Origin of the sequence: Bradyrhizobium sp. HKCCYLRH3059, assembly GCF_051168035.1 — a bacterium.
Classification (GTDB): domain Bacteria; phylum Pseudomonadota; class Alphaproteobacteria; order Rhizobiales; family Xanthobacteraceae; genus Bradyrhizobium.
Genome location: NZ_JBNPUF010000014.1, coordinates 56,172 through 75,923, shown reverse-complemented (window position 1 = coordinate 75,923; position 19,752 = coordinate 56,172). Strand labels below are relative to the sequence as shown.

General features: G+C 66.3%; 18 protein-coding genes. 2 read left to right on the top strand and 16 right to left on the bottom strand.

Features of this window, described 5'->3' with window-relative positions; translation table 11 throughout:
- Positions 1-285: 285 nt before the first annotated feature.
- The 6 genes from ACQR13_RS31085 to ACQR13_RS31060 form a co-directional block, all read right to left on the bottom strand.
- Positions 286-1,665 carry a M16 family metallopeptidase gene (locus ACQR13_RS31085; RefSeq protein ID WP_434863542.1) on the bottom strand — a complete coding sequence of 460 codons (1,380 nt, stop codon included), beginning with the start codon at positions 1,663-1,665 and terminating at the stop codon, positions 286-288.
- Positions 1,665-3,050, bottom strand: coding sequence for a M16 family metallopeptidase (locus ACQR13_RS31080; protein WP_316184164.1), 1,386 nt, complete (start codon positions 3,048-3,050; stop codon positions 1,665-1,667). Before ACQR13_RS31080 ends, ACQR13_RS31085 begins: the two co-directional genes overlap by 1 nt.
- 167 nt (positions 3,051-3,217) lie before the next feature.
- Positions 3,218-3,883 carry a hypothetical protein gene (locus tag ACQR13_RS31075; protein WP_315713662.1) on the bottom strand — a complete coding sequence of 222 codons (666 nt, stop codon included), beginning with the start codon at positions 3,881-3,883 and terminating at the stop codon, positions 3,218-3,220.
- Positions 3,884-4,085: 202 nt separating this feature from the next.
- Complete coding sequence (gene lspA / locus ACQR13_RS31070) at positions 4,086-4,583, bottom strand: signal peptidase II (RefSeq protein WP_315713617.1); 498 nt, start codon at positions 4,581-4,583, stop codon at positions 4,086-4,088.
- 192 nt (positions 4,584-4,775) lie between these two features.
- Complete coding sequence (gene ileS, locus ACQR13_RS31065; RefSeq protein ID WP_434863541.1) at positions 4,776-7,790, bottom strand: isoleucine--tRNA ligase; 3,015 nt, start codon at positions 7,788-7,790, stop codon at positions 4,776-4,778.
- Between the two features lie 328 nt (positions 7,791-8,118).
- Positions 8,119-9,099, bottom strand: a complete 981-nt coding sequence (locus ACQR13_RS31060; RefSeq protein WP_434844963.1) for a bifunctional riboflavin kinase/FAD synthetase — start codon at positions 9,097-9,099, stop codon at positions 8,119-8,121.
- A 267-nt stretch (positions 9,100-9,366) separates the two neighbouring features.
- On the opposite strand from ACQR13_RS31060, the gene ACQR13_RS31055 reads away from it, so the two are divergent.
- Positions 9,367-9,762 carry a response regulator gene (locus tag ACQR13_RS31055; protein WP_006613531.1) on the top strand — a complete coding sequence of 132 codons (396 nt, stop codon included), beginning with the start codon at positions 9,367-9,369 and terminating at the stop codon, positions 9,760-9,762.
- A 69-nt stretch (positions 9,763-9,831) separates the two neighbouring features.
- On the opposite strand, the gene ACQR13_RS31050 is transcribed toward ACQR13_RS31055, so the two are convergent.
- The 10 genes from ACQR13_RS31050 to ACQR13_RS31005 all read right to left on the bottom strand — a co-directional run bounded on the left by ACQR13_RS31050 (position 9,832) and on the right by ACQR13_RS31005 (position 19,321).
- Positions 9,832-10,686, bottom strand: a complete 855-nt coding sequence (locus ACQR13_RS31050; protein WP_315713614.1) for a TIGR01459 family HAD-type hydrolase — start codon at positions 10,684-10,686, stop codon at positions 9,832-9,834.
- A 15-nt stretch (positions 10,687-10,701) separates the two neighbouring features.
- Complete coding sequence (locus tag ACQR13_RS31045) at positions 10,702-12,240, bottom strand: EAL domain-containing protein (RefSeq protein WP_315754467.1); 1,539 nt, start codon at positions 12,238-12,240, stop codon at positions 10,702-10,704.
- Positions 12,241-12,556: 316 nt separating this feature from the next.
- Positions 12,557-13,117: a phage holin family protein gene (locus ACQR13_RS31040; RefSeq protein ID WP_316201699.1), complete on the bottom strand. Its 561-nt coding sequence runs from the start codon at positions 13,115-13,117 to the stop codon at positions 12,557-12,559.
- A gap of 455 nt (positions 13,118-13,572) precedes the next feature.
- Positions 13,573-14,916, bottom strand: a complete 1,344-nt coding sequence (locus tag ACQR13_RS31035; protein ID WP_315754462.1) for an aspartate aminotransferase family protein — start codon at positions 14,914-14,916, stop codon at positions 13,573-13,575.
- 306 nt (positions 14,917-15,222) lie between these two features.
- Positions 15,223-16,188: a 50S ribosomal protein L3 N(5)-glutamine methyltransferase gene (gene prmB / locus ACQR13_RS31030; RefSeq protein WP_316174359.1), complete on the bottom strand. Its 966-nt coding sequence runs from the start codon at positions 16,186-16,188 to the stop codon at positions 15,223-15,225.
- Entirely contained in the window at positions 16,188-16,652 is a 465-nt protein-coding gene (locus ACQR13_RS31025) for a molybdenum cofactor biosynthesis protein MoaE (protein WP_316187094.1), read from the bottom strand. The genes prmB and ACQR13_RS31025 overlap by 1 nt, the downstream gene beginning before the upstream one ends.
- Positions 16,653-16,671: 19 nt before the next feature.
- Positions 16,672-16,923 carry a molybdopterin converting factor subunit 1 gene (gene moaD, locus ACQR13_RS31020; protein WP_316201702.1) on the bottom strand — a complete coding sequence of 84 codons (252 nt, stop codon included), beginning with the start codon at positions 16,921-16,923 and terminating at the stop codon, positions 16,672-16,674.
- On the bottom strand, positions 16,920-17,561 hold the full coding sequence (gene pgsA, locus ACQR13_RS31015; protein ID WP_315754456.1) for a CDP-diacylglycerol--glycerol-3-phosphate 3-phosphatidyltransferase: 642 nt from the start codon (positions 17,559-17,561) through the stop codon (positions 16,920-16,922). Before pgsA ends, moaD begins: the two co-directional genes overlap by 4 nt.
- Before the next feature lie 255 nt (positions 17,562-17,816).
- Entirely contained in the window at positions 17,817-18,152 is a 336-nt protein-coding gene (locus ACQR13_RS31010) for a GIY-YIG nuclease family protein (RefSeq protein WP_315825374.1), read from the bottom strand.
- A gap of 104 nt (positions 18,153-18,256) precedes the next feature.
- Positions 18,257-19,321: a quinone oxidoreductase family protein gene (locus ACQR13_RS31005; protein WP_316191450.1), complete on the bottom strand. Its 1,065-nt coding sequence runs from the start codon at positions 19,319-19,321 to the stop codon at positions 18,257-18,259.
- Here ACQR13_RS31005 and ACQR13_RS31000 point away from each other — a divergent pair.
- A complete protein-coding gene (locus tag ACQR13_RS31000) occupies positions 19,262-19,750 on the top strand; it encodes a MarR family winged helix-turn-helix transcriptional regulator (RefSeq protein WP_315713604.1) in 489 nt (162 codons plus the stop codon). The genes ACQR13_RS31005 and ACQR13_RS31000 overlap by 60 nt on opposite strands.
- Positions 19,751-19,752: the final 2 nt, after the last annotated feature.

Here is a 19,752-nt window from a genome sequence, read left to right as displayed (position 1 = left end):
TGCCATGATGCGCGACCGAAAACCTTATGCGATCACTCCATCAACATAACAGTTGCCGGCTCAAGGCCGGGACGACACTGTTTTTGTGGCGCCAGCGGTGGTTGGCCACGATCGTTCGTCATGGCCGGGCTTGTCCCGCCTGCGCGGCCGAAGCCGCTTCGGCGCGGCGAAAGCCCGGCCATCCACGTGGCCCAGCGTCCTCGGAACGACGTAGATGCCCGGGACAAGCCCGGGCATGACGAGCGACTAACAACGTGCTCGTAAGAGAGAAGCTCCGCGCCCCGCTCAGTTCGTCTTCGTCACCGGCGCCGTGGCCGGCGCCTGGGCCGGCTCGGCGGCGGCCTGCGGAGTGCGGCCGACGACGGCCGTGAGCAGGCCCTGGCTCCAGAGCTGCTTCGCCGCCTTCTTGGCGTCGTCCAGGGTGACGGCGTTGACGATCTCGCTGCGCTTCTCGATGTAGTCGATCGGCATCTTGTCGAGCTGATATTGCAGCATCGCCTGCGCCAGCTTGGAGGAGGTGTCGAGCGCCAGCATCTGCGAGCCGTTGATGTAGGACTTGGCCTCGTCGAGCTCCTGCTGGGTCGGGCCTTCCTCGGCCATGCGGCGGATCTCCTGCTCGACGGCCGCGATGGTCTCGCCGGCGCGGTCGAAGCGGGTGGCGGTGTTGCCGATGAACAGCGCCGAATGATCCATCCACAGCAGCGCGTCGTAGACGGAGTAGGCGAGGCCGCGCTTCTCGCGCACCTCCTTGTAGAGCCGCGACGACAGGCCGCCGCCGCCGAGGATGTGGTTGACCACATAGGCCGCCATGAAGTTCGGGTCGTGGCGGCGGATGCCGGGACCACCGAAGGTGATCACCGTCTGCGGCACGTCGAGCGGCACGAGCACGCGCTCCGGCGGCCTGGTGGCGACGACATCGGGCACTGGCGTCAAGGTGGCCTTGGCCGGCAGGCTGCCGAAGGTCTGATCGAGGAGCTTGCCGAGCGTGGCAGGGTCGACGTCGCCGACAACCGCGACCTTCAGCGTGTCCTTGGCGAGCACGCGGCCGACATAGGCCTTGAGATCGTCGACGGTGATGGTCGGCACGCTGTCCAGCGTGCCGTTGGCCGGACGGCCGTAGGGGTGGTTGGGGAAGGCAAGCTCGAGGAACTTGCGGCCCGCCAGCGAGCTCGGATTGGTGGTCTCGCGGCGCAGGCCGGAGATCACCTGCGAGCGGATGCGCTCGACGTCGGCGCTGTCGAAATGCGGCGAGGTCAGCGCGGTGCGCAGCAGCTCGAACGCCTCGTCCTTGTTGTCGCGCAGCATGCGCAGCGAGCCGCGGAATTGATCGCGCGAGATCTGGAAGCTCAGCTCGATGGCGCGGCGGTCGAGCCGCTCGTGGAAGGTCTTGGAGTCGAGATCGCCGGAGCCTTCGTCGAGCAGGTCGGCCACGAGATTGCCGACGCCGGGCTTGCCGACGGGGTCCTGCGAGGCGCCGCCCTGGAACGCATATTCCATCGCGATCAGCGGCACGGTGGCGTCCTGCACGAACCAGGCTTCGATGCCGCCGGGCGACACCAGGTGCTGGATCTTGGTTGCCGCCTGGGCGGCAGGAACGATCGTGAGCGCGGCGGCGCCGACGGCGAGAACGCAGGCGAAGCGGCGGGCGAAGGTCATTGTGTTCATCACGACCGCTTCTCCTCGCGCTTGGCCGCATTGTCCTTGATCAGATAGCCGGTGACCGAGCGCTTCTTCTGCAGCCAGGTCTGCGCGGCGGCGCGTACCTGCTCGGCGGTGACGGCACGGATGCGGTCGGGCCAGCTCCGGATATCCTCGATGCTGAGACCCGTGGTGAGGCCGCCGCCATACCAGCGTGCCATCGTCGCCTGGTTGTCCTGGGCGTAGATCGCCTCGGCGATGAGCTGCGTCTTGACGCGCTCGAGATCCTCGGCGCGCACCGGGTTCTGCGCGATCTCGGCGATGACGCTGTCGACGACAGCCTCGACCTGGGCGAAATCGACGCCCGGACGCGGCGCGACCGCGATCGAGAACTGGCTCGGATCGAGCGACGTGCCCTGATAGGACGCGTTGGCATTGACCGCGAGCGGCTTGTCGACGACGAGCGCACGGTAGAGATAGGAGTTGCTGCCGCTACCCATCAGTTGCGCCAGCACATCCAGCGCGGCCGACTGCCCGGGGGCGGCGGTGGTGGCCGAGGGCACCAGATAGAAGCGGCGCATCGAGGGCTGCTCGACATGCGGGTCGGCCAGCGTGACCGTGCGCGGCGCCACCGGCTCGGGCTCCTGCGGCCGCAACCGGCGCGCGGGGATGTCGGGTTGCGCGGGAATCTTGGCGAAGGTCTGCTCCACGAGCGGGCGCACTTCCTTGGCGTCGGTGTCGCCGGCGATCACCAGGATGGCATTGTTGGGCGCGTAGAAGCGGCGATAGAACGCCAGCGCATCCTCACGGCCGAGCTTCTCGATCTCCGGCCGCCAGCCAATCACCGGGCGGCCATAGGGGTGGTTGACGTACAGCGCCGCCATGATCTGCTCGTTGAGGCGGGCTTCCGGGGAGTTGGCGACGCGCATGTTGTACTCTTCGAGCACAACGTCGCGCTCGGGCAGCACGTTCTCGTCCTTCAGCACGAGGCCGGTCATGCGGTCGGCCTCGAACTCCATCATCTTCGGCAATTGATCGCGCGGCACGCGCTGGAAGTAGCCGGTGTAGTCGACCGAGGTGAAGGCGTTCTCATTGCCGCCGATCTTCAGCACCGTCTTGGAGAACTCGCCGGCGGGATGCTTCTCGGTGCCCTTGAACATCAGATGTTCGAGGAAGTGCGCCAGGCCCGACTTGCCGGGCGTCTCGTCGGCGGAGCCGACCTTGTACCAGATCATCTGCGTCACCACCGGCGTGCGGTGATCCTGGATCACGACGACCTGCAGGCCGTTGGGGAGGGTGAAGCTGGCGGGGGGCTCGGAGGCGAACGTCGTTTGCGCCGAAGCGCCGGCCGTGAACGCGATGAGGGAGACGAGCGCGGCGGCGACGGATTTGAACCGGTGCGAGGACATCATGATCCTTCTGAAGGCCCGCAGGGAGGGGCGATCGGGTTTGAGCGCAGCATGCTACATCGCGCCGGACGGCGCCCGACGTCACAAAACGGCGACATCGTGCCGCCGCGAGACATTAAATTTCGCTAACGCCAGCGAAGCCGGCATCTCCGGGCGAACGGCTACCGCCGTCACCGTTCCTTGCCGGTCATGATGTCCAGCTGCTTGCCGCCGATCGGCTCCTGCTTGCCGGTGCCATAGGCATAGCTCGGCGACGGCGTCTGATAGCCGGGCGGCGGCTGGGTCAGGCTCTCGCGCTGCGGCTCGCTGGTGAACGGCTTGGTTTCGCTGTCGCTGCCCTTGAACATGCCGAACAGGCCGCCTTTGAAGCCGAGCTGCGACGGGCTCATCATCGGGTTGTTGGCCACGCCGGGCTGAATCGGTTCAGTCGGCTTGGCGGCGGCCGTCCGCCCCATCTTCATCTCGGCCGGGGTCAGCGGACGGGCCGCATTGACCGGATCCCTGTTTTCCTTCTTGCGCGCGGCGGCCGCGGCCCGGCGTTGCTGCTCGTCGGGGTCCTTCGGCCAGTTTGGCGCGGTCGCCTGCGCCGCAGCGGCGGGCGGCGGCAGATCGAGCTTGGGCGGCACCACCAGGGGCGACCGCTCGCGGTATTCGATGGAGGGCGTCTCCATGTTGGTGCCGCCGAGACCGCGCATCAGATTGTCGATGATCTTCTCTTCGAAGGTCTTGTCGTCTTCCTCGTCGTCCTGGGCACGGGCGGCGCCGGCGGCCATGACGAGGCCAATGCCGAGCGCAACGGCCGACAGCCGCAGGACGCGAATGGCCGCGTGGGTCATGATCCGGCCGCTGACTTCGGTCTTGCGCATGGCTTTCCCTGTCCTCGCTTGTCCAGTGCTCGTGCTCCGACGAACCGGCCGCGACCCACCGATTGCGATCCTCGATTCGACGGGGGGCCGTCCAGGCATCGCGCCGATCTCGAAAACGTGAAGATCATCAGGCTCTTGACCCAGGATCGGCACCGGCCGGTATCGACCCGGATCAGGGCGCTTTTGCGGCGGGGGCCCCGAAGAAGGAGTCATATAGCAGGCCCGCCACCCCGGCAACGATCGCCACGTCGGCCATGTTGAAGATGTACCAGTTGTAAACCGTGCCGCCGATCTGGATGTGGAACAACGCGAAATCGACCACCGCGCCATAGGCCAGCCGGTCGATGCCGTTGCCGATGGCGCCGCCGATGATCAGGCCGAGCGACGCCGTCGCCAGCTTGCTTTCCGCACGCGCCATCCAGATGGCGAGGGCGATCACCGCGACGGCCTTCACCGCCATCAGTCCATATTGCGCCAGCGTGCTCTCGCTCTGCAGCCAGCCGAAGCTGATGCCGATGTTCCAGGCGAGGTAGAGGTCGAAGAACGGGGTGATCTTGACGGTGCCGCGGTTGGGCAGGTCGAACACGTACAGCAGCCACAGCTTGGAGGCCTGGTCGATGACCAGGGTGGCGAAGCCGGCGATGAGGCCGAGGCGAAGGCGGGGGGTCATGGGGTGAGCGCGATCATGCCAAGCAACTCGCGGCAAATACCGCTGTCGTCCCGGCGAACGCCGGGACCCATACCGCGTGATGTGTGTTGGCGGAGAAAGTCTGGGTCATCGTCCTTCGTCAACATGAACGCCGGTGGTTATGGGTCCCGGCGTTCGCCGGGACGACAGTTGTGGGTGTCGCGCGATCACGGGTCACATACCGACCCCGAGCGCCTTCCACTCGCGCAGCGCCTTCGCGTCGCGCGGGGAAACGTCCGGGTACTCAGGGTCGTCGCCGACGCTCTCCAGGATCTTCCAGGAGCGGGCGCATTTCTTGCCCACGGCCTTCTCGACGACGACCGCCACGCCCGGCACCGCATCGAGCCGGAACGCATCGGCCGGGGCGTCACCTTCGCGGACCTCGTAGTTCGAGGTGATGCAGACCTCGGCAAGATCGGTGTCGAACAAGGTGCCGAGCAGCGCGCGGTCGGCGACGTAGATGACCGGCGAGGCTTCGAGCGAGGAGCCGATGGTCTTGGCGGCGCGGGCGAGCTCCAACGCGCCGGTAACGACGCGCCTGACGTTGCGGATCGTCTCCCACTTCGCGGCGAGCGCATCGTCGCGGTATTGGTCCATCGCCTCCGGGAACAGCGTCAGATGCACCGACGGCTCTGCGTCGGGCCTGTACATCCGCCAGGCCTCGTCGGTGGTGAAGGACAGCACCGGCGCCAGCCATTTCAGGACGGCATCGCAGATCAGGTCGATCGCGGTCAGCGCCGCCTTGCGCGCCACCGACGACGGCGGGTCGCAATACAGCGTGTCCTTGCGGATGTCGAAATAGAACGCCGACAGCTCCGTGTTCATGAACGCAGCCAGGCTCGCGATCACGGTCTTGTAGTCGAACGCGGCGTAGGCGCGGCTGATGACCTCGGCCTGCTGCGAGAGCTGATGCAGCATCAAGCGCTCCAGCTCCGGCATGTCGGCAAACGCCACGGCGTCGCTGCGCTTGTAGTGATGCAGGGTGCCGAGCATCCAGCGGATGCTGTTGCGCAGCTTGCGGTAGGTCTCGATGGTGTTCTTGAGGATCTCCGGGCCGATGCGCTGGTCGTCGGCATAGTCGGTGGCGCAGACCCAGAGGCGCAGGATGTCGGCGCCGGACTCCTTGATCACCTTCTGCGGCTCGACGGTGTTGCCGAGCGACTTTGACATCTTGCGGCCGTTCTCGTCGAGCGTGAAGCCGTGCGTCAGCACGACGTCGTAAGGCGCGCGGCCGCGGGTGCCGCAGCTCTCCAGGAGCGACGAGTGGAACCAGCCGCGGTGCTGGTCACTGCCTTCGAGATACATCACCGTGTCCTGGCCGCCATCGACCTTGCGCCTGATGCCAGCGAGGCCGGGGAAGTGCACGGGGTCTTCGAGCACGAAGGCGTGGGTCGAACCGGAATCGAACCAGACGTCGCAGATGTCGTCGACCTTCTTCCAGTCTTCATTGGCGCGGGACCCGAGGAAGCGCTCGCGCGCGCCGTCGGCGTACCAGGCGTCGGCGCCTTCCTTGGCGAAGGCCTCAGTGATGCGGGCGTTGACGGTCTCGTCCTGCAGGATCTCGGCGGAGCCGTCGCCGGTCTCGCGCACGAATACGGCGATCGGCACGCCCCAGGCGCGCTGGCGCGAGATCACCCAATCCGGACGGTTGGCGATCATGCCGGTGATGCGGTTCTGGCCGGCGGCCGGCACCCATTGCGTGACCGAGATCGCGCGCAGCGCGCGGGCACGCAGCGTATCCCCGGACTTCGCCTGACCTTGGTCCGCGATGTCCTTGTCCATCGCGATGAACCATTGCGGCGTGTTGCGAAAGATCACCGGCTTCTTGGAGCGCCAGGAATGCGGGTACTGGTGCTTGAGCCGGCCGCGCGCGAGCAGCATGCCGGCATCCGTCAGCGCCTTGATGACGGCCTCGTTGGCGTCGCCCTTCTCGCCCTTGTCGTTGATGACGCGTTTTCCTGTGAAGCCCGGCGCGTGGTCGGTCAGCGCGCCGTTCTCGTCGACGGTGTAGGGGATGGTGGTTGCGATGCCCCGGCCGTCGAGCTCGCGGGCATGCGCCATCCAGACGTCGAAGTCCTCGCGGCCGTGGCCGGGCGCGGTGTGCACGAAGCCGGTGCCGGTGTCGTCGGTGACGTGGTCGCCGGGCAGCAGCGGGACGACGAAATTATAGCCGCCGGCGAGACCTTTCAGCGGATGGGCGCATTCGACGGCGTCGAGCGTGTCGCCGGGGATGTCGCGCAGCTTGGTGTAGCTCGTGACGCGCGCCTGCTTGAACACGCTGTCGGCCAGCGCGTCGGCCATGATCAGCTTGTCACCGGTCTTGGCCCAATTGTCTGCCGGCGCGTCCGCGACCTCATAGAGGCCGTAGGCGATCTTCGGCGAGAACGAGATGGCGCGGTTGCCGGGCAGGGTCCAGGGCGTGGTGGTCCAGATCACCACCGAGGCGCCCGCGAGCGCGCCATGCGCCGGCGACGTCACCGGAAACTTCACCCACACCGTGTCGGACTGATAGTCCTCGTACTCGACCTCGGCCTCGGCGAGCGCGGTCTTCTCGACCACGCTCCACATCACCGGCTTGGAGCCGCGATACAGCGTGCCGTTGGCGGCGAACTTCATCAGCTCGCGGGCGATCTGCGCCTCGGCCGGATAGGTCATGGTGGCGTAGGGATGGTCCCAGTCGCCGATCACGCCGAGCCGCTTGAACTCCTCGCGCTGCACGTTGAGCCAGTGGTCGGCATAGGCGCGGCATTCCTTGCGGAACGCGACCATGGCGGCGGAGTCGCGGAAGTCGGGCTTGGTCTTGCCCTTCTTGCGGTAGTTCTCCTCCTCGATCTTCCACTCGATGGGCAGGCCGTGGCAGTCCCAGCCGGGCACGTAGTTGGAATCGTGGCCGAGCATCTGCTGGCTCTTGGTCACGACGTCCTTGAGGATCTTGTTCAGCGCGTGCCCGATGTGGATGTTGCCGTTGGCATAGGGCGGGCCATCGTGCAGGACGAATTTCGGCCTGTTCTTGGCGGTGTCGCGCAGCTTGCCGTAGAGGTCGATGTCGCTCCAGTATTTCAGGATCTCCGGCTCGCGCTGCGGCAGGCCGGCGCGCATCGGGAATTCCGTCTGCGGCAGGTAGAGGGTCTTGGAATAGTCCTTGGCGTCGGATTTTTGGGCGTCGGGCTTTTGCGGCTTTTCGGACATCGTGATCTGGCTGGCTGAGAGATGAGGCGCTGAGACGCGATTTCGATCGCGGGCGGCGGAACGAGCAGAGACATCCCGGTCTTGCGCCGAGCTCAAAGCTCAGGCGGAAGCCGGGCCGCTAATGCCGATGATGCGCCGTATCAACATGGGGCCTCCTCATAGCAGCCGGACTGCGGAATCGCAAAGCGATCCTACGGCAGCAGCGCTGCGGGATCGTCGTTCAGCGTCATTCCGGGGCGATGCGCTGGCATCGAACCCGGAATCTCGAGATTCCGGGTTCAGCCCTGGCGGGCTGCCCCGGAATGACGTCACCGATGGAGCAGGAGGATCAGCCGATCTCGCCGAGCCGGGGGAAAAGGCCGGGATGGGCCGCCAGCAAAGCGCGGGCCCTGGCGCTGTCGTCGTCCATCTGCCGGATCAGGGCCTCGATCGAGCTGAATTTGGCCTCCTCGCGGATGAAGCCGATGAAGGCGACGTCCAGGACCTCGCCATAGAGGCTGTCCTTGAAGTCGAACAGGAAGGTCTCGAGCAGCGGCGCGCCGTTGTCGAAGGTCGGCCGGCGGCCGAAATTGGCGACGCCGTCGATCAGCACCCGCTCAGCGCCGCGGCCGCGGCCGACCCGGACGGCATAGATGCCGTGGCGCAGCCCGCAATCGCGATCGAGCCGCATGTTGGCGGTGGGGTAGCCGAGATCGCGGCCGCGCTTCTCGCCGTGGATGACCTCGGAGCTCACGAACCAGGGGCCGCCGAGCATCGCGGTCGCCTCGCTGACCTGGCCCTCCGCCAGCGCTTCGCGGATCGCTGTGGAGGACACCGGCCGCTCGTCGATGTCGACATGGGCCTGGATGTCGACCTCGATGCCGAGCTTGGGGGCCTCGTTGGCGAGCAGGCTGGGCGAGCCGACGCGGCCCTTGCCGAAATGAAAGTCGTAGCCGACCGCGATTCCGGCGATCCCGAGCCGCCCGATCAGGTCATGGTGAATGAAATCCTGCGCCGAGGTCTGGGCGCGGCCCTTGTCGAAGGCCATGACCACGGCGCCGGCAAGGCCGGTTCCGGCCAGGAGTCGCAGCTTGGCGGTCTCGTCGGTCAGGCGGAACTGCGGGGTATTGGGGCTGAAGAAGCGCCGCGGATGCGGCTCGAAGGTCAGCGCCAGCGCCGGGCGCCCCTTGGCCTTGCCCATCTCGATCGCCGCCTCGATCACGGCCCGGTGACCGAGATGGACGCCGTCGAAATTGCCCATCGCAACCACCGCGCCCTTGAGGATGTCCGACGGCGGGGTGGAATCGCGGATGATCTTGAAATCGAGCATGTGACGGAAATATCTCGCGGATTTCGGTGGGCTACCGGCGGACGGTGGTTGCCGTGACGGTGGGCGGCCGGCCCCGCGAAGTCAAGCCGAAGGGGTTCCTCCGCTCATGCAGCGCAGCAATAGCGACATGCAGCCGCAGCGCAGTTAACGCGCTGTTTAACGGCTGATGCTACTGCTGAAAGCGGATGGCGGGGTCGGTTACGACCCGTGCCGCATGAGCTTTTTTGTAACAGTCTGCGCGTTGTGTTCGCGTCTGGGGGAGTCAAGATGGCGGTTGATTTGACGATGCCGGTGCTCGTCGTCGACGATTACAGCACCATGATCCGTATCATCAGGAATCTTCTCAAGCAGATCGGTTTCGAGGACATCGACGATGCCAGCGACGGCTCGATGGCCCTCAACAAGATGCGCGCCAAGAAATACGGCCTCGTGATCTCCGACTGGAACATGGAGCCGATGACCGGCTACGACCTGCTCCGCGAGGTCCGCGCCGATCCGAACCTGGCGACCACGCCGTTCATCATGATCACGGCGGAATCCAAGACCGAGAACGTGATCGCGGCCAAGAAGGCTGGCGTGAACAACTACATCGTCAAGCCGTTCAATGCCGCGACCTTGAAGACCAAGATCGACGCGGTGTTCCCGGACATGGCAACGGCCTGACGCCCGCCTGATCCACTCCAACGAAAGACGCCCGGCACTCGGCCGGGCGTTTTGCGTTTCAGGATCCGTTCACCACTTCAATTCGCGCATCAGGGCGCGCGGCGGATGGCCGAACAGCTCCTTGATCGAGGCCGGGTCGAGCTGCTCGACGCCGGCGAACTCCTCGGAATGGATGCCGCGGGTCACGAACAGGCAGTCGATGCCGAAGCCGTGCGCGCCGGCGAGATCGGTTCGGACGGAATCGCCGATCGCCAGCACCTCCTCGCGCGCGACCGGCCGGCCGGCGTGCTGCTCGGCCAGCATCATGGCCCGCTCGTAGATTGGCCGGTGCGGCTTGCCGTAGAAGATCACCTCGCCGCCGAGCTCGCGGTAGAGCTCGGCGATGGCGCCGGCGCAGTAGATCAGCCGGTCGCCGCGCTCGACCACGATGTCCGGATTGGCGCAGATCAGCGGCAGCTTGCGCTCGCGGGCGCGCAGCAGCATCGGCCGGTAGTCCTCGGCGGTCTCGGTCTCGTCGTCGTAGAGGCCGGTGCAGATGATGTAGGACGCTTCTTCGAGCGGCGACAGCGCCAGGTCGAGACCGCGATGAATGGAATTGTCGCGCTCGGGGCCGAGCCAGAACACCTTGCCGCCGGGATGATCGGCCACGTAGTGGCGGGTCAGGTCGCCGGAGGAGACGATGGCGCTGTAGACCTCGTCGGCGACGCCGAGCTTGCGCAACTGGCGCTGGACCGAATCGGCCGGCCGGGGTGCGTTGGTGATCAGGATCACCGTACCGCCCTGGCGGCGAAAGTGGTGCAGCGCGTCGCAGGCGTCGGGAAAGGACTCGAGCCCGTTATGGACCACGCCCCAGATGTCGCTCAGCAGCACCTGCTTGCGGCCGACCAGATCGCGCAGCCGCTCTTCGAAGCGGAGAACGGTCATGGCAGCCGGCTGATCTCAGAGGGTCCCGGCGGCACGGCGGGCGAGGGCGGCATTGCCGCTGCGCGTCGGAGCATTGGTGTGTGACGCGTCGAGAGAGGTGGTGCCGGCGGCATTGGGGTCCTGAATCTTGATGTCCTGCCCGCCCGATGGGCCGGCGGCGGCCTCGCCGGTAGCAGATGCGCCCTCGGGTCGCAATGGGCGGGGCGGCGCGAACAGGAAGCCCTGGCCGAAGCGGACGTCGTAGTCGAGCAGGTCGACGACGCTGTTCTCACCTTCGATCCGCTCGGCGATCAGGTCGATGCCGAAGCGGCCCAGCAGATCGGAGAGATCGGTCGGGTGAATGTCGGAGGCCGAGCTTTGCTTCGGGTCGAGCAGCAGCGCGGCCGGGACCTTGATGAAGCGGACTCCGCGATCGGCGAGCTCGCGCGGCTCGAACCGGAGGTCGGTGACATGGTCGATCGAGAAGCGGTAGCCGCGCTGTGCCAGGGCCGCGAGATGCTCGGTCCCGGTCGGACCGAGGCTGCGAAGGGTCGACTGCTTGAATTCGAGCACGAAGGACGGCGCCAGGGCGCGATTCGCTTCGAGGAAATCGAGGCATTGCGAAAAGTTTGCAGGGCTGCTGAGCGTCGCCGAGGAGATGTTGCAGAAGATGCCGACGTCCTTGTTGCGAACCATCAGGCGGCGCAGCACCTGGACGCAGCGAAGCAGAACCATGTGGTCGATGCGCCCGACCAGGCCGGCGGCTTCCGCGATGCCGATGAAGTCCTCGGCCGCGACCACCTGGTCGCGCTCGTCGCGAAGCCTGGTCACCGCCTCGTAGAAGCGCACCTTGCGCTGTGGCAGCGTCACCAGCGGCTGCAGATAGATGTCGAGGCGGTTGTCCTCGATCGCGCCTTTGACGGCGGCGAGGATCTGCGGCTGGCTGCGCGGCACGGCCGTGACCGCCGGGGCCTGCGGTTTGGGCGGCAGGGGGGCGGCAGCCGGTGCCGCGCTGAACGTGCCGGAGGTCTCGGCCACCTTCTGCTCGACGCCGCGCGACGGCAGCGCGTTCATCTCGAGCGCGCCGCTGGAGGAAGCGGTCGCCGGGAGCGGGCGATCGGCGTCGCGAACCGTGCCGGCCCCAGCTCCCGGCGGTGTTGCCGGCGGGATGGCCGCGATCAGGTCCTCGTGCTGTGCCACGGTGACGGCGAGCTGCTTCATCAGTCCGCCGAGCTCGTTGATCTCGCCGATGACCCCTTGCAGGCGATCGGCGCTGACCGAGCTCGACGACACGATGCGTCCCTCCACCGCCGACAGGCGGCGGCCGAACTCGGCGACCTGACGCGCGAGGTCGGCGGTGCCGCGCGACAGATCGGCGATCTGGCTGCCGATGTCGGTGCGGTCGCGCAGTCGCATCGACACGGCATTGTAGAGAATCAGGAACGTCAGTGCGGCGAGCGCGACGATCGCGGATTCCGAGCCACTGATACCGGCCACCGAATACAGGATCAGGCCGAGCGAGGCCGCGACCAGAACCATACAAATGGCAACGAAAATCGTGGAGATACGGATCATGCTTGGCGACGCTCCCAACCGAACGCAACCTTAGCACTTCTGTTGATTCGCGAGGATAGTGGGCGGGATTCAAATACCGGGAGACGCCGATGATTTCTCGTCTGCGTGTCATTTACGCAAGTTCACGTGGGAAAGCGGAGTGCCATCGTAGTGTTGCCGATCCGTAGAACACCGGGGGAAGCGCTTCGCGGATTCCAGACATGTTTAGACATGCGTGCGGTGCCATGAGCTGATCAACGCGTGTTGCTTAGCAGCTCGATTGAGCCGGTGATTCTTCGATGTCCGTCGAACCGCGCCTGTCGCTGTCCGGGCAGGCTCACGTGCTGCGGTGACGTCGGCGCAGGGCGGCCACGCCGAGCAGCAGTGCCGCAACGGCGACACCGACGGGTACGTTGATCCGTCCGAGTGCGCCCGCAACTCCGCTCGCGTGATTCGTGGAGGTCGATGACGGTGCCAAGGGGATGGTGTCGGGATCGATCTCGTCCGCGTCGGGTTCCCGGGCCACGGGCGCTGCGATCGCCACGCGCAACCGGCTGGAGAGCGACGGATAGTGCGGCGAAGGGCTGCGGAGCTTGACTGCCGCGACGATCGCGCAGATCGCCGCCAGCGCGACCAGGATGCCGCCGACAACCGCGAACGCGGTGAACAGGCCGTAGGTCATTTCCACCCAGCGGAACAGCGCGGTCAATCCGACGATGCAGGCGGCGATCAGGAAGATGCCCGCGGTGGCGAACAGCCCGGCGGCGACGGCGTAGGACGTCACCGTTCCGGTGGCCTGCCGGGCGCGATCCCGAATGTAGGATTGGGTGGCGCGCTTGACGCGGTTGAGCCTCTGTTCGAGCCCCAATCGCAGCAGCTCTCCTGGCGGTGCAAGCATGCGCGTCCTCCGACAATCCGCTCGCCGCGCGCAAACCGCCGGCTCGCGACATGAACGTGGAGGATTTGCGAAGGTTCCCGGCAATCAGGCGTGCCGTTCTGCGGCAATCCTTGCAGGGCAAGCTATTTGCGATCGGGGATGCTCTCCCGCACGCCGGGTAGGAGCGGACTTCATAAGGTGATGGCGGCACATGACCGATGCGGAGCCAGAGCGAGACCGTATGAATAGCTATGCCAACCAACGTTATTCCGGGGCAAGGCCGCAGGCCTTGAACCCGGAATCCCGATATTGTCTCGCGTCCCTTCCCAACAAGTACGAGATTCCGGGTTCAATCGCCAACGCGTGGCCGCGTTGACGATTGCCCCGGAATGACCGCTGCTGGGAAGCAGTCCAGATAAGGAAATGGCGGCCACCGGGGCCGCCATTGTTGTTGGCTGACGATGTCCGCGCGCGGCTTACGCCACGGCCTTGATGACCTTGCCGACCTTCTCGATGATTTCGCCGACCTGATCCTCGCTGACGATCAGCGGCGGGGTCAGCGCCAGCGTGTCACCGGCGATGCGCAGCATCAGGTCGTTGTTGTGGAAGGCGGTCTCCATCGCGGAGTAGCCGCGCTTGCCAGCCGCGTCGGGCAGCGGCGCGAGGTCGATGCCGGCGGTGAGACCAACCGTGCGGATGTCCAGCACGTTGGGCAGGCCCTTGAGCGACATCACGGCGTCGGCGAATTTCGGCTCGATCGCGCGGGCGTGCTCGAACAGCTTGTCGTCGCGATAGATGTCGAGCGTGGCGAGGCCGGCCGCGCAGGCGATCGGATGCGCCGAGTAGGTGTAGCCGTGGGTGAACTCCACCATGTGCTCGGGGCCGCTCATGAAGGCGTCGTGGATGGTGTCGCGCACCAGCACGCCGCCCATCGGTGCCGCGCCATTGGTGACGCCCTTGGCGAAGGTGAGAAGGTCAGGCGTCACGCCGTAGCGCTCGGCGGCGAAGGCGTAGCCGAGGCGGCCGAAGCCGGTGATGACCTCGTCGAAGATCAGCAGGATGCCGTGCTTCTGGGTGATCTCGCGCAGCCGCTTGAGATAGCCCTTCGGCGCCGGGATCACGCCGGTCGAGCCGGCCATCGGCTCGACGATCACGGCGGCGATGGTGTTGGCGCCGTGCAGGTTGACGAGGTTCTCGAGCTCGTCGGCGAAGTGCGCGCCATACTCCGGCTCGCCCTTGGTGAAGGCCTGCTTCTCGCGGTCATAGGTCGCCGGGATGTGGTCGACGCCGGTCAGCAAGGTGCCGAACAGCTTGCGGTTGTTGACGATGCCGCCGACCGAGGTGCCGCCGAAGCCGACGCCGTGATAGCCGCGGACGCGGCCGATCAGGCGGGTGCGGCTGCCCTGGCCGTTGATCTGGTGATAGGCGAGCGCCATCTTCAGCGCGGTGTCGGCTGCCTCCGAGCCGGAGTTGCAGAAGAACACGTGGTCGAGGCCGGCGGGCGCGAGATCAGCGATGCGGTTGGCCAGCTCGAACGCCTGGGGAATGCCGAACTGGAACGGCGGTGCGTAGTCGAGCGCCGCGGCCTGCTGGCCGATCGCCTCGGCGATCTGGCTGCGGCCGTGACCGGCGTTGCAGCACCACATGCCGGCGGCGGCGTCGATGATCTTGCGGCCATCGACGGTGATGTAGTGCATGTCCTTGGCACCGGCGAGCAGGCGCGGGTTCTTCTTGAAGGCGCGGTTCGCGGTGAACGGCATCCAATGCGCGGCAAGATCATTCGGAACGGTGACGGCGGGGCGGGGGCTCTTGTCCAGCATGGGGACCTCTCGGACGGTTGTGCGACGGCGGCAGCATGATCCGGAAAGGTGGCGAACCGGTGCCAGAAAAGCTTGCCGAAACGGATCGTGCTTGATGGGCCTGAATGCGTGCGCCGACGTTGTCGGCCGCTGATCCGGGCCGCCGCCAAGCTATCAGCTTCGCGGACGGACGGAAATGTCAAAGGTCCAGCGTTCCCGCTGCCCTGGTGAGCGGATTCTGCACGGCAGCAGCAGATTGTGCCGCATATTGGAAGTCGCTGCGTCATTTCGCGCCAACCGCGCCGGTGTGCCTCGGGCCGCCGCGTCTCAGACGAGATCGCGCGCGGTGATCCAGAACACCTCGCCCTCGGAGTCCTCGGTGTCGAGCCAGAGCAGCGGCAGGTCGGGATAGGCCGCCTCGATCTGCGGACGGTCGCGTCCGACCTCGCACAACAACCCTCCTTCCGCAGTCAGGTGGTCGCGCGCCTGGCTGAGGATGCGATGGATGATGTCGAGCCCATCGGGGCCGCCGTCGAAGGCCAGCGCCGGCTCGGCGCGGCATTCCCGAGGCAGGCCGGCCATGCCCTCGGCGTCGACATAGGGCGGGTTGGTGATGATCAGATCGTAACGGCGCTGGCTGAGCGGTGCGAACAGGTCACCGCGGTGCAGCGAGATGCGCTCGCCGAGGTCGTAGTCGGCGACGTTCTTCGCCGCAACGGCGAGCGCATCCTTGGAGATGTCGACGGCGTCGATCACCGCATTGGGGAAGTGGCGGCTGGCCAGGATCGCCAGGCACCCAGAGCCGGTGCAGAGGTCCAGCACGCTGTCCACGGCCAGCGGATCGTCGATCAGCGAGGTGCCGTCGGCTTCGGCGCCGCCGAAATGCGTCTCCAGCAGCTCGCCGATGAACGAGCGCGGCACGATGACGCGCTCGTCGACGTAGAACGGCAGGCCGCGCATGTAGACCTTGTTGACCAGATAGGCCGCCGGCTTCCTCGTGGTGATTCGCGCCGTGATCAGGTCGAGGATCGTCTTGCCTTCGGCCGCGGTGACCCGGGCCGTGACGAAGCTCTCGAACTGATCGGGGCGCAGATGCAGCGCCTCGCCGATCAGGAAGGCGGCCTCCGACACCGGATCGGTGGTGCCGTGCGCAAACACCAGATCGGCGTTCTGGAAGCAGCTCACCGCGTAGCGCAGGTAGTCGAGCAGGCTCGCCAGCTCGCCCGCATTGACCTTCGGCAGCCTCAGTGCCGCCGCCTTGCGCGGCGCTGCCGTCTTGACCTTCTTCGCCATCACGACTTCCAGCGCGCCGCTGCGGCATCGTCGTGGCTCTTGGCCTCGACCCAGCCGCCGCCGTTCTCGGTTTCCTCGCGCTTCCAGAACGGCGCGTTGGTCTTGAGATAATCCATCAGGAACTCAGCCGCCTCGAACGCCGCCTGACGGTGGCTGGATGCGGTCACCACCAGCACGATGTTCTCGCCCGGCCGTATCCGGCCGAAGCGGTGAATCACGGTCATGCCCTGCAGCGGCCAGCGCGCCATCGCCTGCTCGGCATGGCGCATGATCTCGGCTTCCGCCATCCCTGGATAGTGCTCGAGCGTCAGTGCGCTGATCGGCGTGTCATGGTCGTTGCCGCGGCACAGGCCGGAGAAGCTGACGACGGCGCCGATGTCGGTGCGGCCATGGCTGAGGGCCGCGATCTCGGCCGCGGTGTCGAAATCCTCTTGCTGCACGCGGACGGTGACGATCGCGGTCATGGACAGATATTCCGTTACGTCAGCCGCCGGTCATCGGCGGGAAGAACGCGATCTCGCGGGCGCCGGCGATGGCCGCATCCGGCTGCACATGGGTATGGTCGATCGCGGTGCGGATCACCTTCGGCCTCTCGAACGCATAGGCGTAGCCCTCGCCGCGCGTGGTGAGCCAGGCGATCAGCTCGCTGACCGTGCGCACGTCCGCCGGCGGCTCGACCGTCTCCTCGGCCTTGCCGACGCGCTCGCGCACCCAGGCGAAATACTTCACCTTCATCGCGAGTCCGCCTCGATGAGGTGGTGGATGCCGGCGCGGAAATAGTCGTAGCCGGTGTAGATGGTGAAGACCGCCGACAAGCCGAGCAGCCAAATTCCGATCCCGCTCACGATCGGGCCAACGGCCGTCGAGATCTGGGCGACCGCCGCATCGCCGGCCTCGCCCGCGAGCAGGAAGCCGATTGCCACCAGTTGCATCGTGGTCTTCCATTTGGCGACCTTGGTCACCGGCACCGAGACGCGCAGCGCGGCGAGATATTCGCGCAGGCCCGACACCAGGATCTCGCGGCACAGGATCACGATGGCCGCCCACAGCGACCAGTTCTGGATGGTGCTGTCGGCGGCCAGCATCAGCAGGCAGGAGGCGACCAGAAGCTTGTCGGCGATCGGATCGAGCATACGGCCGAATGCCGATTGCTGGTTCCAGATCCGCGCGAAATGACCGTCGAGATAGTCGGTGATCCCAGCCGCAATGAACACCGCGACGGCGACCCAGCGGAGCCACAAAGGATACATCCAGACCGACTGCGCGTAGATGCAGCCGACCACGACCGGTATCGCGGCGATGCGCGTATAGGTCAGGATGTTCGGCAGGGACGTCGACGTCTTGCTGGGCACGCGTGTGGTCGCAATATTCATCCGGTGTACCAATACTGCCGCCGTTCGGACGTCAACCTCCGAGCCGAGCCGCTTCGGCAGGATGACGCAGATATGACGCGAATCGCAACGAAGTCTTGCGGAGATAGGAACTCTTGCGCATGCGGCAACGCGACCCGCAACGCTTCATTAAGCAACCGGACGCGGTCGCGCCAGTGCGCAGATCGGCGGGCGCGACGCACGGCTGGGACCTTGTTGCGGTGCAGTGACGGCTGCGCGAAGGCTTGAGCGAAAGCCTCAGATCGCCTCCGCGCCATGCACCGCGCACCAATGCGCCTGGCGTTCCGCGAACACGCGGTCGCGCACAAAGGTCAGCGTTTCGTCGTCGAAGGTCTCGATCACCTCCAGGCTGAACGACCCTTCGCCATGGGCGGCCCAGGCCGCCTGCAACCCGCCGCGGCGGTGGCCGCCCTGGCGCAGGGTGAACCACAGCCGGTTCTGGATTTTGTCGAGATCCGGCGCGCAGCCGACCCAGCGCTGGCCGGTGGCGGCGCAGGTCACGGCGAAGATGCCGGCAGGTGTCTTGCGTTCCTTATAGGCGGCGACGGCCGCCTTGCGCTGGTCGGGGGTCATGGTGGGGCTCCACTTTAACCCGGGTAATTAGCGTATATTTTTATCCGGGTAAATTGTTTTTGCCGACAGCCTGCCAACTCGTCGTTTTTTTGCTGTCCCGGCTTTCACATGGTGAGCACGACGCGGCGGGTGGCATCATCCCTGGCCCAATTGCGTTCGATCGCGTTCAGCGGGATCGGATCGGCCGCGATCTCGAGCCGGGCAGGGATGGCCGCCTGCAACAACTCACCGGTGAGCGCGATCAGACGCTCGAGCGGAATGCTGCCGATGCCGCTGCCCATCAATTCGATGGCTGATGCGCGCAGCACCGCGCTCGGCAGGGTGATGTCGCCGCTGCTGATGGAGCCGATCTGGACGAATCGGATCGGTCTCGCCTCCGCGCCCGCCTTGGCCGCTGCCATCAGCAGCCGCTCGGCGCTGGCGCCCCAGAGATAGTCGAGCACGACGTCGACACCCCCGGCGAAATGGGGCTTGAAACGTTCCTCCAGCGCGTCGCCATCGCCGACCAGGGGAATGACCGCGTCGGCGCCGAGCGCGGTCAGGGATTGCAGCGTCGCGGCGTTGCGCCCGGTCGCGATCACCTTGGCCGCACCGAGATGCTTGGCGATCTGAACCGCGAGCCGACCGGACGTTCCAGTGGCGCCATTGATCAGCACGGTGTCGCCGGCGCGGAGGTGTGCGCGCTCGCGCAGCGCCGCCCAGGACGACAGGCCAGGATTGGCGATTGCCGCCGCGGTGACGTCATCGAGATCATCGGGCAAGGCGAGGCATCGCGCCTTCGGCACCACCGTCTTTTCGGCCATGCCGCCATGGGGGGCCCTGGGAAGCACGAAGTAGACCCGGCTGCCGTCCTCACAGCGGCCGACGCCATCGATCCCAGCCACAAAGGGAAACGCGCCGGTTGAGCTGTAGTGCGTGCCGGAGGCGCGGGCCTTGGTGATCTGGCTGATCGCTGCGGCGGTCACGGTGATCAGATGCTCGTCAGGAGCAGCGATCGGGTTGGCGAAATCGGCGTAGACCGGCGGCTGCCCGGCTTTCTGGACAATAGCGGCTTTCATGGTGGAGCTCCGGATTATATGTGTATAATGCACATATATCCGGAGGGACTGATGTCGCCAAGGAATAATGTGCAAAATACACATATAAGTGAGCAGCTCCGCGTCCTGCACGGGGCGCTGCTCGACATTGTGGCCGTGATGAACCGGCCGCAGCGCGACGAGGCGCTGATCAGGGAAGCCGGCATCGCGCTCGACCGCGCGCTGTTTCCGCTGCTGGTCGGAATCGAGCGATTTGGCCCGATCGGTGTGGTCGAGATGGCGGATCGGGTCGGGCGCGACTACACCACCGTCAGCCGCCAGGTCGCCAAGCTCGAGAGCCTCGGGCTGGTGGCACGCCAGGCCAGCGCCGCGGACCGGCGGGTGCGCGAGGCGGTGATCACGCCGAAGGGCAAGGCCATGACCGACCTCGTCGACGCTGCGCGCGAGCGGATCGGCCGCGCCATCTTCGAGAGCTGGGAGATCCGCGATGTGGATGAGCTGGTGCGGCTGATGCGGAAGTTCGCCGATGCGGTGAAGCAGGAGCCGCCGGCTGCGGCTTGAGC